This window comes from Noviherbaspirillum sp. UKPF54 (genome assembly GCF_007874125.1).
Taxonomy (GTDB): Bacteria; Pseudomonadota; Gammaproteobacteria; order Burkholderiales; family Burkholderiaceae_D; genus Noviherbaspirillum.
On sequence record NZ_CP040128.1, the window covers coordinates 1844881 to 1858072 of the forward strand.

Below are 13192 nucleotides of genomic sequence, written 5' to 3' on the forward strand. Positions count from 1 at the left end.
TTTAAATGGTTTTCGAATACTTCAGTCGTTCCAGCTTGGCCTCGCGCGGCGAATTCAGGTAGCGGTCGAACACCATGCAGATGTTACGGATCAGCAGGCGCCCCTTCGGCGTCACGGTGAGCCATTCACTGTCGATCTTCAGCAATCCATCCGCTTCAAGCGCATGCAGCTTCTCCAGCTCGGCCGCGAAATAGTTCGCGAACGTGATCGGATAGGCCATCTCCAGCGACTTGATGGACAATTCGAAATTACACATCAACATCTGGATGATGATGCGGCGCAGGAGATCGTCCACGCTGAGTTTGATGCCGCGCGCAATAGGCAGTTCACCCTGCTCGATGCGCTCGTAATACGCCTCCAGCGTCTTTTCATTCTGGCTATAGCTCGACCCGACCGCGCTGATGGCAGACACGCCGCAGGACACCATTTCCGCTTCCGCGTGGGTCGAATACCCCTGGAAGTTGCGGTGCAGGCGGCCCTGGCGCTGCGCGACGGCGAGGTCATCGTCCGGCTTGGCAAAATGATCCATGCCGATATATACATAGCCGGCGTCGGTCAGGCGCTTGATGCATAGCGAAAGCATGTCGAGCTTGGTCTCTCCGCTCGGCAGGTCCTCTTCCGCGATGCGACGCTGCGACTTGAACAAGGCCGGCATGTGCGCGTAATTGTAAATCGAAATGCGATCCGGGTTGGCCGCGACCACCTTGGTCAGGGTCTGCCCCATCGTGATCAGGTTCTGCTTCGGCAGGCCGTAGATCAGGTCGATGGAAATCGAGCGGAAACCGGCATCGCGCGCCGCCTGCATCACGCCGAGCGTGAGGTCTTCCGGCTGGATGCGGTTGACCGCCTTCTGCACTTCGGGGTCGAAATCCTGCACGCCGAAGCTGATGCGGTTGAAGCCTTGCGCCCGCAACGTGTGCACGCGCTCCGGCGACACGGTGCGAGGATCGATCTCGATCGAATACTCGCCCGCGTCATCGGTGGCGAAACGGAACCACTTGCGCATGTGCGCGAGCAGGTCGGCCATTTGCGCATCGTTGAGATAAGTCGGCGTGCCGCCGCCGAAATGCAGCTGCTCGACCTGGTTCATCTCGGCGAACAGCTTGCCCTGCATTTCTATCTCGCGCTTCAGGTAGGTCAGGTAGATTTCGGCCTTGCTGCGATTCTTGGTGATGATCTTATTGCACGCGCAGTAGTAGCACAGCTTGTCGCAGAACGGGATATGGATATACAACGACAAGGGATTGCGTGCCCCCATCGCCCTTACGCTGTTGACGGCCTGCAGATAATCGCCCATGCCGAACTGGTCCGTGAAGCGGTCGGCAGTCGGATACGAGGTGTAGCGAGGGCCTTGCTGGCTGAGCTTGCGAATCAGCGCTGCATCGAATTGGACTGCCGAGACGTGGGATGCGTGGGCGGCGGGAACAGCCATCATTATTAACTCCTGGGGTCGTTGTTCCGGGTCCGGAACGCTTTACGACTGCGGTGCAGTGTACGAATCGGGCCAAACAGGGGCCTTGATCCAAGTCAAAAATGCCGGAACTGGTTAGTGTAGGCAAAATGCCATCATGGCGCAGGAACAGCGCGGCGCGCATGAGCGGCGCCAGAGCCGCAAATCAGCGCCGGCGTGCGCCGCTCATCACGATCATGCGCGCCGCGCTGGGCGCTATTTCTTATTTTTGCGTCAGCCTTCCCGGCCGTCGATGCGCGGGCTGACGAGGTAACGCCCGTAGACCGCGACGTAGAGCAGGAATGCCGCAGCCCAGCTGACGGCGGCGCAGGCGAGCGCATGGTCGCGCCAGGCAGATGTGCTGACCGCCGCGACGAAACGTGCGATCACGCCAAGCTGCACCAGCGCGTACATAGCCAGTTCGGCATACCCCGCCTTCAACGGTCTCCCGGTATGCCCCAGCGCCGTGCGCGTGATCATGCCGATGATCAAGCCGGCCATTGAGCCGACGGCGAGAATATGGAAGGCCGTGCTGGCGGAGACGATCTGCAGGGATGCGGCCGCCAGGGCGAAGAAGCCGAGCGGAATCCACGCATACGAGACATGCAGTATCCATAACAGAGGATTGCTCAAGGTCGCTGGCAGCTTCCATCCCGCCAGCCTCACCGCTTGGCTGCAGGCTGCGGCAAATGCCAGCGAGGCGCTGAATGGAGGCAGGATGCGCACGATCCATGCCACGCAGGCAAGCGCCGTGAGCGTCAGGCAGATCTTGTCCAGCTTCGGGTTCGTGACCGTCCTGACGCCAGTCGCATTGGTAGTAAAGCCGGGAATGACGCGCCCGCCGATGACCGACTCGATCATCACGATCATCAGGATGGCCGCATGGATCGGAGATACGGAAGAAATGCCGATCCAGCCCAGTCGCGCAGCGTGAAACAGCACGTTTGCCAGCGTGAGCAGGCTCAACAACAGGACCAGGAACATGTTGCGCTTGTTGCCGGATCGCTTCAGCACGCTATAGATCGGCCATGCGGCGAAAGGCAGGAACAGCACATCAATCAGGGCTGCCAGCACCGGCGGCGCGGCGACCATCGCCACGCGCCCCGCCAGCCAGAGGCCAGCCAGCGCGGCGAGATGCTTGCCGCGCGGCGTCCACAATCCGGTCCAGTTGCGCCCGGCGGTGAATACGAATCCGATAATTACCGCAATCGCAAACCCGAATACCATTTCGTGCATGTGCCAGCTCACATCCACGTTGGTCAATGCTTGGCCCCAACCGAAGTAGCGCGCGACCCACACCGGGACGCTGATCGCTGCAAACGCAGCGGCCAGCAGGTAGAAGGGACGAAAGCCGAGGCGGAACAATGGATGCCCTCCGCCCGCCTGTCCCGCCTTGCCCGGCACGCGCGGCTCATCAATGATCATTAGCGCCATTTTTCACCCCACAAAGATTCATTTTGAATGAATCTTATATCGCAACGCCACCGAACGCAATGCTGTATTCACATCTTTCCGGAAACAACCAGCAATTCGGCCAAGCGCACGACTTAGCGCATCGTCTAGGAAGCGTCCCCGGAGCCCTCCGCCCTCAGCCTCAGGCGCAATCCGATCGTATCGCTGCCGCCTCCGGGGCAGGTGACAAAACCGAATTTCTTGGCGAGCATGAGCAAGCCGTGGTTATGGCTGATCGTTTCTCCCACGATTTCATGGGTGCCGCGCGCACGGCAATAGGCGATCAGTTTACTCAGCAACAATGCCCCCAGCCCCTTGCCCTTCAAGTCTGACCGCACGATGATCGCAAACTCCGCACTGATGTTGTCCGGATCGGCGATCACGCGTGCCACGCCGAGCGTTTCGGCCTTGCCGTCTTCGCCCGCCCGGGTGGCGATGAACGCCATCTCACGGTCATAGTCGATCTGCGTGAAGCGCGCCAGGTCCGACTTCGACAGCTGGCGCATGCTGATGAACATCCGGTAGCGTATATCGTCCGGTTCGAGCATGGCGAAGAATTCGACATGCTGCGGGCCATCCTCCGGCCGGATCGGGCGCAATACCAGCGGCGCACCCTGCCATTCGATCTGCTCCTCCAGCTCACCGGGGTAAGGCCGGATAGCCAGCCGGTCGACGCCGCTGCCGCGCGCCTGCACCACGCGGATGCGGGCGTCGAGCGCAATGACGCCGTTGCGGTCCGCCAGCAGAGGATTGATATCGAGTTCGGCGATTTCCGGAATATCCACAACCAGGTCGGAAATCTGGATCAGGGTGCGGCACACCGCGTCGACGTCGGCCGCCTCCAGGTTGCGGTATGCTGCCAGCAGGCGAGAGATGCGCGTGCGGGCGATGAGATCGCGGGCCAGCACCATGTTCAGCGGCGGCAGCGCAACGGCATGATCGGCCGTCACCTCCACCGCGATGCCGCCCTGCCCGAACAGGATCACCGGCCCGAACACCGCGTCGGTGGTGACGCCGACGATCAGCTCGCGCGCTTCCGGGCGGCGCACCATCGATTGGACCGAGAAGCCTTGCAGCTGCGCGCGCGGGCGCAATTCGCGCAGCCGCCTGTGCATCGCGACAGCCGCCGCCGCCACCGACGTTTCGTCCGCCAGGTCGAGCACCACGCCGCCGACGTCCGACTTGTGCGTGATGTCGGCGGAAATGATCTTCAGCGCCACGGGAAAGCCAATCTCCGCGGCATGCTGCACCGCTTCCTCAACGCTGCGTGCCGAACGCGTCTGCACCACCGGAATGCCGTAGGCGGCCAGCACCTGCTTGGCCTCCGGTTCGGACAGCATGTTCCTTCCCGCGGCCAGCACGCGCTGCACCACCGCGCGCGCCTCCTCCCGCTCGCCCGGCTGCGCGTGCGTGACCGACGGAGGAACTTCCATCAGCAGCGCCTGGTTGCGATGGTATTCAGCGATCTGCATGAAACCGCGCACAGCCTCTTCCGGCGTGTCGTAGGTGGCGATCCCGGCGTCCGAAAAGATGGCGCGCGCCCTGGCCACCGATTCGCCGCCCAACCAGCAGGCGAGCACGTTGCGCGGCGCGCCCTTAATGACCGGCGCCACCGCCTGGGCGATCTCGTCGCTGGGGACGATGGCGGTGGGTGCGTGAATGAACAGCGTGGCGTCGGCTTCCGGTTCCTGCAAGAGAGCGCGCAGGGTATTGATATAGCGCTGCGCTGGCGCGTCGCCGATGATGTCGACCGGATTGCCGTGCGACCAGGTCCCGGGCAGTATTTCATCGAGCTTTGCCAGCGCCTGCTCCGACAGGCTCGCCAACCGCCCCTGCTGGGCGATCAGCGCATCGGTGGCCATGACACCTGGGCCGCCGCCGTTGGTCATGATGGCCAGGCGATCCCCTTTCATTGGCCGGGCGTGGGCCAGCGTTTCCGCAGCATCGAACAGGTCTGTCGTGCTGTATACGCGCAGCATCCCTGCACGCCGGATCGCGGCGTCGTACACGTCGTCGGCGCCTGCCAGCGCGCCGGTGTGCGAGGCGGCGGCCTTGGCGCCTTCGGGCGCGCGCCCGGCCTTGATCACCAGCGTCGGCTTGGCGCGCGCCGCGGCGCGGGCGGCCGACATGAATTTGCGCGCGGCGCTGGCCGCTTCCATGTACATCAGGATCGCCTGGGTGTCGCTGTCGCTGGCCAGGTAGTCGAGCACGTCACCGAAATCGATGTCGGCGCTATCGCCGAGCGAAATGAACTTTGAAAAGCCGATGCCGCGCGACCTGGCCCAGTCCAGCACGCCGGTCACCATCGCGCCCGACTGCGACACGAAGGCAATCTTGCCGGGCAGCGCCGAGATGTGGGCGAAGCTCGCATTCAGCCCGATCTTCGGCACCAGAAGGCCCACGCAGTTCGGCCCGAGGATGCGCAGAAGATACGGCTTGGCAGCCGCCAGCATCAGGTCTTTCATGGTGCGTCCACGCAAATCCTTGATCGCCCCCATCCCGGCCGTCAGCACGATCGCGGCCCGGGTGCCGCGCTCACCGAGATCGTGGATGATCTCGGGCACGCTCGACGGCGGCGTGCAAATGATCGCAAGATCGGGCACCGTCGGCAGGCGCGCAACGCTGGAATACACCTTCAGGCCCGCCAGGCTGTCATATTTCGGATTAACCGGGATGATCTCGCCCTCGAAACCGCCGGACACCAGGTTCTGCAGTACGGTGGCGCCGACGCTGTGCGCCCGCAGCGATGCGCCGATTACCGCGATGGAGCGAGGCTCGAACAGAGACTTCAGATTTCTGACGCTCATGGGTATCGTCCTTGGAAATGCTTTCTTTTGTGGATTGCGCCTGACCGACTGCGGCGCCTTGCCGCATTATGCGCACGATTGTAGCGTCAGTTCTTGCCGCTACCGAAAACGGCGGAGACCGAGAGGCCGGCGGCATTGCCCCTCCCGGACAAAGACGCAGCGACATGCATTCTCGCCGATGCGAGAAGCTGCATCTTGATGCGCGACCGATGTTACAAATCGCCTCCCCGAAAAATTTTGACTTGAGTCAAATTTGACAAAACTATTCTTTGATCGGCATGCATTTTCTCTGGACTGGCTTTTGCCTTCGCCCTACGCTAATGAAGCTGGGTCGTCGAGCGAGGAAAGCGCCCGCCGCAACTGAAATCCAACAAGAACAGACAATCCTGACAACGAGCCGAACCTGAAAGGGGTACCACATGTCGTACAAGACCATTCTCGTGCACGTAGATAAATCAAAGCACTCCGCCGAGCGCGTCAAGCTTGCGGCGTCCATCGCACTCAATGAAGACGCGCACTTGATCGGCGCAGCCCCGACTGGCGTGTCGCGTTACATTTACCAGGCCGGCATGCTGGGCGACGGCGCAGGATTCACCGCGCATCTTGAGGCGCACATGGAAGTGTTGCGGCAGCAGGGCAAGGAAGCGCTCCAGGAGTTCGAAGCCGCGGCGCGGCGTATGGGCGTCAGCTCGATCGAATCGCACATGGTGGACGACGAAGCCGGCGCGGGCATCAGCCTGCAGGCGCGCTACAGCGACCTGGTGGTGATCGGCCAGACGGACTTGGAAGACCCGTCGCCCGCCACCCTGCCCGACTTTCCCGAATACGTGGTGCTCAATTCCGGCCGCCCGGTAATGATCGTGCCCTACGCCGGCCGCTTCGACACGGTCGGCAAGCGCGTGCTGGTGGCGTGGGATGCGAGCACCAGCGCAACGCGCGCCGTGACTGCCGCCATCCCGCTGCTCAAGCGAGCCGACATCGTCGAGGTCCTGGTGTTCAACGCCGACGACCAGGGCGACGCGCACGGCGAGCAGCCGGGCGCGGACATCGCTCTGTACCAGGCGCGCCACAATATCCGCGTCAACGTGGTGCGTCAAAAGAGCAAGATCGACATCGGCAATGCGCTGCTGTCGGCCGCGACCGACTTCGCGTCCGACCTGATCGTCATGGGAGGCTACGGGCATACCCGCTTCCGCGAAATCCTGCTGGGCGGCGTCACCCGCACGGTGCTCGAATCGATGACGGTGCCGGTATTGATGTCGCACTGACACCATACTTCTCGCGGTCGCCACGGCGGCTGTCGCTGCGCGGCGGCCGCTTTTTTATATCCGTGCCACGCACGAAACTTTGATCTCGGTCATTTATCCCAATCGAGCCACTCCAGTAGTATCGCCTCACGCCGCGCCCAAGCGGCTTGCGCAACCGATCAATTCACACATCGATATCAGAATGCAAACCGAGACCCTGAAACTTACCGGCATGTCGTCCGACGCCTGCGGCGAAAACGTCAAGCGCGCCCTGGAATCCCTCGACGGCGTGGCCAGCGCCAGCGTATCCGTCTCCTGCAACAAGGTGGTAGTCCAGTTCGATGAAGATCGTCTGGCCAAGCAACAACTGCATGCCGCCATCAAGCAGGCCGGCTACGGCGTGGTCAGCGTCAGAGCGGTCGACCTGAGCGGCAATGGCGGCGGCAGCTGCTGTGGCGGCTGCGGCTGCGGCTGAAAAACGCGGGCCACATACCCGCCGGCGGAAACCTCGCGCCGCTGCCCGTGACCTTCGTCACGGGCAGCGGCGCTTCTTTTCGTCCGTTCAATTCGTCTTGTCCGGGGCGCCCGCCATGCCGTGCCCGACCGCAAACACCGCCGCCTGGACACGGCTGGTCAGGTTGAGCTTCTTGAGGATGTTCTGCACGTGGATCTTGACCGTGCTTTCAGCCACGTCGAGCGTGCGCGCAATGATCTTGTTGCTTTCGCCACGCGCCAGGCAGGCCAGGATTTCCTTTTCGCGCGGCGTCAGCTTGTCGAGCTCGGACGGCGCCGCCGGCTTCGGTGCTCCGCCCTGCAGATGTGCCACCAGCTTGGTGGTCATGGCTTCCGCCAGCACCGGCTCGCCATCCGCCGCGCGGCGGATGGCGCGCACCAGATAGTCCGCGTCGATGTTCTTGATCAGGTAGCCGCGCGCGCCGGATGCCAGCGCCGCCGTCAGGTCCTCCGCCTCCTCGGACACGGTGAGCATGATGACCGCGATGTCCGGGCAATCCTGCAACAGCAGCTGCAGCGTTTCCAGGCCCGACATGCCCGGCATGTTCAGGTCGAGCAGGACCACGTCCGGACGCAGCTGCTTGGCGCGCTTGATGCCCTCGACGCCGTCGGCTGCCTCGCCCACCACGGAAAAATCGGAGTGGCGCTGCAGCAGCGAGCGTATCCCGCTGCGGAACAGGGTGTGATCGTCGACCAGCAGGACGGAAATCGGTTTGGATGCGGCATTCATATTGTGCTCTTGTCCGTTAAGTGTGGGAGTCATGCGGCGCGCCGGTGTTCCTGCGCCAGATACAGGGCGACGGTGGTGCCCTGGCCGGGTTGCGAACTGATGTCGAGCGACGCGTGGATGCGCTGCGCCCGCTCGCGCATGATATTGATGCCGACGTGCGAATCGCCCTTTTGCAGCAGCGTGCCGGCGTCGAATCCGACGCCGTCGTCGCGTATCGTCAGCGTGAAATCATGGCTGTCGTCGAGCCGGATTTCGACCTTTTTCGCCATCGCATGCTTGCGGATGTTCGACAGTGCTTCCTGCACGATGAACAGCATCTGCAGCTGCTGCTCGCGCCCGAACGGCGCGCCGGCGCCGGCGTGGACGAGGTCGACCGCGATGCCGGTCTGGCGCCGGAATTTTTCGACAGTCGTCTTCAGCGCGCCGATCAGGTCGTCCTCGGCCAGCTTGCTACGGAAATTGAGCAGCAGTTCGCGCACATCTTCATAGCTTTCCTGTACGCCGGCCCGCAGCGCCGGAACGATCGCAGCGGCGTCTTCGATTTTTCCGCCGCGCAGCGAGTCGTCCAGCATCTGCACCTGAATGTTCAAAAAAGTCAGCCCTTGCGCGATGCTGTCGTGCAGGCCCTGCGCCACCAGGTTACGCTCTTCGGAAATCGCCATCTCCTTCTCGCGCGCCGCCAGCCGCAGGTTTTCGATGGCGATGCCGAGCAACTGGCCGAGCGTTTCGAGCAAGGCCCGTTCGCGTTCGGTGAAGCTCCTCGCCTTGCGGAAGTGCAAGTTGAAGAAACCGACGTGCTGCTGATGCACCAGGATGTGGAAGACCGATACCGTCGCAAACCCCTCCCGGTGGCACTGCAAGTCGTTCGAGCGGTCCATCTGCCGCAAGTCGTGCACCACCGAGACCCTGGTGGCCACGGCCTGGCCGCACAAGCATTCCCCCACCTTCAGGCATTTCTCGTCTTCAGCCAGGGCTGGCGACACCCCCTGGTGCGCAACCATGAAAAGATTGCCGCGCCGCTCGTCGAGCACCCGCACCGCGCCGCCGTCGGCATTGAAATACTGGCTGATGCGCAGCAAAAAGCCCTGGCACATTGCTTCCACGCCCTGCGGGCGCTGCAGGAAGGCGGCGCTATCGTACAACAGCGCCAGTTCACGGTTTTGGTCTTCCAGCGCGGCGGTTTTCACCTTGACGCGGTCTTCCAGGCTGGTGTAGAGATCTTCGAGCCGGTCAGCCATCTGGTTGAAACCCAGCGCCAGCTGGCCGAATTCATCCTTGCTTTCCACGGGCAAGCGCACCGTGAAATCCTTCTGGGTCATGCGCTGTATGCCGCCTTGCAGGCGCGACACCGGGGTGACGATGACCAGGAACATGAAGTAGATCATGACCACGGTGCCGCCCACCGCCAGCGCCACCAGCGCCATCTGCGACGAGCGCAGCCAGGCGGTGCGCAATTCGCTGTCGCGTTCGATCAGTTGCACCACCGCATCGACTTCGGCGACAAACGGCGCAACCTGCGGCTGGTAGCGCCTCCACGCTGCGTCCCGCTCCGAGCCCTCGCTTGCGAGGATGGCTTCCGCCATCGGGCGCATGGACTGCCGCCAGTGCAGGTACACCTGCTCGAATTCCACCTGGATCCGCTCTGTCGGCGGCAGGAAGAGCGGACGTTGCGGATTGCCTCTGCGCACGGCCTCGAAGGCGGCTCCAATCGTATTTACTTCGGCGGAGGTCTCGGCGCGCGCCGCCGCACTCTCCGGTTCGTTGACGATGCGCGCCAGCAGCGTGGTCAACCGGTAGCTGCGCATGCGCAGGCTGCCGGTCTCGTTGATCGCAGCGGAACTTCCCTCCAGCTGCCACGACAGGAACAGCGTAGTGCCGATCGCGAACAGCGCGAGCACGAAAAAGCCCAGCAGCATGCCGACGATTTTCGTCGAAAGCCGTTGCCGGATCGGCAGTAGAGTGTCTAGTTTCATTGAGGGGATAATGGTCCGTTCGAGCCCGATAGCCGGCCCATCCCCGAATCATACGGGATTGCGGTCGCATTGCGCCAGCCGATATGGCGTAGCGGATCATGCCCGTGGCTTCGCTCAGGCACGCCGTCTGGCCGGCTCATGTTTTTCCAACGGACAAACCAGCGGCAAGAATTCCTGCTGGCGGGCCGAGTACGCCAGCAGTGCGCCGGAATCGATGTCGAAATACCATCCATGCAGGTGCAGCCGGCCCTCCTCCACGCGCCGCTCGATCCAGGGATAGGTCAGCAGGTTATCGAGGGAATGCAGGATGCTGGCCATCTCGCAGCCCTTGTGCTGCTCGTCGCTCGTCTTGTGCGCCAGTTCGCGCAGCACGCGCTGCCGCACCGGTTCCGCGTGCTGCATCCAGCGGTCGACAAAATCCGTTTCCTGGGCCAGGCGGCGCGGCGCCATCAGTGCCCGGATGCCGCCGCAGCGCGCGTGGCCGAGCACGATCACGCGCTCCACTTCCAGGCCGCACACCGCGAACTCGATGGCCGATGCCACGCCCGGCGGCGCGTCCGGCGTGCAGGGAGGAACCAGGTTGGCGACGTTGCGCACCACGAACATGTCGCCGGGGTCGCTGCCGGTCAGCAGCGCCGGGTCGACGCGCGAATCGCAGCAGCCGATCACCAGGGTGCCGGGGCGCTGCGCTTCGCGCAGGCTGCTGAACAGGCAGTGTTCGCCGAGATATTGCTGCTGGAAGCGGGAAAAGCCGTGGATGAATTTTTCGATGTCTTCCATGATCTTCGCGCTCAGCCGCCGGTCTGTGCCATGAAGCGAATGACCTTGTCCGGCCGTTCGCGGAATTCGTGTTTCTGCGGCTTGAGCTCGATCGCGTCCCGGATCGCCTGCTCCAGATCGGCATCGCTCGCGTTTGCGCGCAGCAACGGCCGGAACTCGAATTTCTCTTCCTGTCCGAGACACAGGTACAAGGTGCCGTCGACGGCCAGCCGCACCCGGTTGCAGGTGGCGCAGAAATGCTGCGACATCGGCGTGATGAAGCCGACGCTGGCCCGGCCGTCGGCGGTGGACAGATAGCGCGCCGGGCCGCCGCCCAGCTCTGCCGCCTGCGGCAGCAGGCCGAATTTTTTCTGCAGGCGCGCCTGGATCGGCCCGAGTTCGAGGAACGCCGCGTCGCGCCCGGTCGCTCCCATCGGCATCGCCTCGATCAGCCGCAGGATAAAGCCGTGCTCGATGCAGAACGCCGCCATCGCATCGATTTCAGTCTCGTTAATGCCGCGCATGGCGACCATGTTGATCTTGATCGGGTCAAATCCGGCGGCCTTGCCGGCCATGATTCCTTCGAGGATTTGCGCCAGGCTGTCGCGGCCGGTGATTTTTTCCATGCATTCGCGGTCGAGCGAATCCAGGCTGACGTTGATGCGCGATACGCCGGCTGCCTTCAGTTCTTCGGCCTGGCGGCTCAGGCGCGTGGCATTGGTCGACAGCGAAAGATCGCGCATGCCCGGCAGGCGCGCGATGCGCCTCGCCAGTTCCGGCAGATTGCGCCGCAACAGCGGCTCGCCGCCGGTGAGCCTGACGCGCGAAGTGCCGAGACGGGCGAATGCGCCGATCAGGCGCTCGAGTTCATCGAAGGTCAGCCAGTGCTGCGGCTCTTCGAATCCCTTGAAGCCTTTCGGAAGGCAATAGGTGCAGCGCAAATCGCAGCGGTCGGTCACCGACAGGCGCAGATAGTCGATGGACCGGCCAAACCGATCGCTTAACATCGTCACTCCCGATGATGGTGGATGCACTCATTGTATTGAGAGGACCGGCGCTTGGCAGTTGGCACGAGGAGCTAACGACGGTAGTTCTTTGGTAGTAGTGGAAAAAGGGGCGACAGAGTCGGGGCGTCGCTGAAAAATCTCCCCCGATCCGAAAAATTCTGCTCAGCTCAGATTCCGAACGAAGCGATCGCCGCCGCGCGCCTCGGCCAGCTCGATGCGGTTACGTCCATTCTGCTTGGCCTGGTATAGAGCGGTATCGGCATCCTTGAGCAAGGCCTCCCAATTTTTATGCGCAATGCCACGCAGCGCAATGCCGATGCTGACAGTGAAACGCACCCCACCCTTGGCGCATTCGACGCACAGCGCCTCCACGGCAGCCCGCAAGCGCTCCGCGCAGGCCAGTGCCGCGTCCCGGTCGGTCTCGGGCAGGATGCAGACAAACTCTTCGCCGCCGAACCGGCCGACATGATCGATTTCCCGCAATTGCTCGCGGCAGACATCCGCCAGCCTGATGATGACCCGGTCGCCGACATCGTGGCCGTAAGTATCGTTTACAAGTTTGAAATGATCGATGTCGAGCATCAGGATCGCCAGCGGCCGGGAATGCCGTTCCGCCAATGCCATTTCGCGCACGGCCAGTTCGTTCAGACGCGCACGGTTTAACAACCCGGTCAGGCTGTCATGGGACGCCTGGCGCCTCAACTCCTCTTCCAGCAGAGCCGCCTTGCGGCGCAGGAATCTGATCATTGCCATGAGCACGAACGCAATGATGGCGGAAAGCAGGTAGGACACGATGCCATTGGCAAACTCGAAGAGCGGCGCGGTGAACGCCGAGAGCGCCACAAACAAGGCGAACGGCAGGCTGACGGTCACCAGGAATGTCCTGTTGCTCATCAGGATGACGGAAACGAAAAACAGGCCCGCCACCACCCCGACGAGCCCGTAAAGGAAACCATCGCGGAGAATGAAATTGCACAGGATGACGGTACAACTGAACAGCCAGTACACGTAGATGCAACGCTGCTCCGAACTCCATCGCAGGCGCCCCGGACGGAAGGCGATGGAGCCGAGCACGACGGCTCCGGCCCGCACCAGTAGTGTCCACGGCGCGTTGGCCGGGTCAGTGACGTAATCCCAGAAGCCGAACAGGAAAACGGCTGCCGCAATCAACGGGCCGAGCGCGGCCAGCAGTTCATTCATCGTCGCCTCGTGAGTCTGGCGAAGATGTCGTTCGGCGTCTTGCGGCAAGGCCTC

10 protein-coding genes are annotated in these 13192 nt (G+C 62.9%); 2 read left to right on the forward strand and 8 right to left on the reverse strand.

Features of this window, described 5'->3' with window-relative positions:
- Window position 1 precedes the first annotated feature (1 nt).
- The 3 genes from hemN to FAY22_RS08535 all read right to left on the reverse strand — a co-directional run bounded on the left by hemN (window position 2) and on the right by FAY22_RS08535 (window position 5709).
- On the reverse strand, window positions 2–1432 hold the full coding sequence (gene hemN / locus FAY22_RS08525; RefSeq protein WP_146333371.1) for an oxygen-independent coproporphyrinogen III oxidase: 1431 nt from the start codon (window positions 1430–1432) through the stop codon (window positions 2–4).
- A gap of 252 nt (window positions 1433–1684) precedes the next feature.
- Window positions 1685–2884 carry an NnrS family protein gene (locus tag FAY22_RS08530; RefSeq protein ID WP_146329813.1) on the reverse strand — a complete coding sequence of 400 codons (1200 nt, stop codon included), beginning with the start codon at window positions 2882–2884 and terminating at the stop codon, window positions 1685–1687.
- Between the two features lie 125 nt (window positions 2885–3009).
- Window positions 3010–5709: a GNAT family N-acetyltransferase gene (locus tag FAY22_RS08535; RefSeq protein ID WP_146329814.1), complete on the reverse strand. Its 2700-nt coding sequence runs from the start codon at window positions 5707–5709 to the stop codon at window positions 3010–3012.
- A 419-nt stretch (window positions 5710–6128) separates the two neighbouring features.
- Here FAY22_RS08535 and FAY22_RS08540 point away from each other — a divergent pair, with 419 nt between their 5' ends.
- Window positions 6129–6977 carry a universal stress protein gene (locus FAY22_RS08540; RefSeq protein ID WP_146329815.1) on the forward strand — a complete coding sequence of 283 codons (849 nt, stop codon included), beginning with the start codon at window positions 6129–6131 and terminating at the stop codon, window positions 6975–6977.
- A 181-nt stretch (window positions 6978–7158) separates the two neighbouring features.
- A complete protein-coding gene (locus FAY22_RS08545) occupies window positions 7159–7431 on the forward strand; it encodes a heavy-metal-associated domain-containing protein (protein ID WP_146329816.1) in 273 nt (90 codons plus the stop codon).
- Between the two features lie 87 nt (window positions 7432–7518).
- Here FAY22_RS08545 and FAY22_RS08550 read toward each other — a convergent pair whose 3' ends face one another.
- The 5 genes from FAY22_RS08550 to FAY22_RS08570 all read right to left on the reverse strand — a co-directional run bounded on the left by FAY22_RS08550 (window position 7519) and on the right by FAY22_RS08570 (window position 13186).
- Window positions 7519–8199: a response regulator gene (locus FAY22_RS08550; protein ID WP_146333372.1), complete on the reverse strand. Its 681-nt coding sequence runs from the start codon at window positions 8197–8199 to the stop codon at window positions 7519–7521.
- A gap of 29 nt (window positions 8200–8228) precedes the next feature.
- Window positions 8229–10172, reverse strand: coding sequence for a type IV pili methyl-accepting chemotaxis transducer N-terminal domain-containing protein (locus FAY22_RS08555; protein ID WP_146329817.1), 1944 nt, complete (start codon window positions 10170–10172; stop codon window positions 8229–8231).
- 114 nt (window positions 10173–10286) lie between these two features.
- Entirely contained in the window at window positions 10287–10952 is a 666-nt protein-coding gene (locus FAY22_RS08560; protein ID WP_146329818.1) for a carbonic anhydrase, read from the reverse strand.
- 11 nt (window positions 10953–10963) lie between these two features.
- Window positions 10964–11938 (reverse strand): GTP 3',8-cyclase MoaA, encoded by a 975-nt coding sequence (gene moaA / locus FAY22_RS08565; RefSeq protein ID WP_146329819.1) that lies wholly within the window; start codon window positions 11936–11938, stop codon window positions 10964–10966.
- Window positions 11939–12100: 162 nt separating this feature from the next.
- Window positions 12101–13186, reverse strand: a complete 1086-nt coding sequence (locus FAY22_RS08570; protein WP_146329820.1) for a GGDEF domain-containing protein — start codon at window positions 13184–13186, stop codon at window positions 12101–12103.
- Window positions 13187–13192 lie beyond the last annotated feature (6 nt).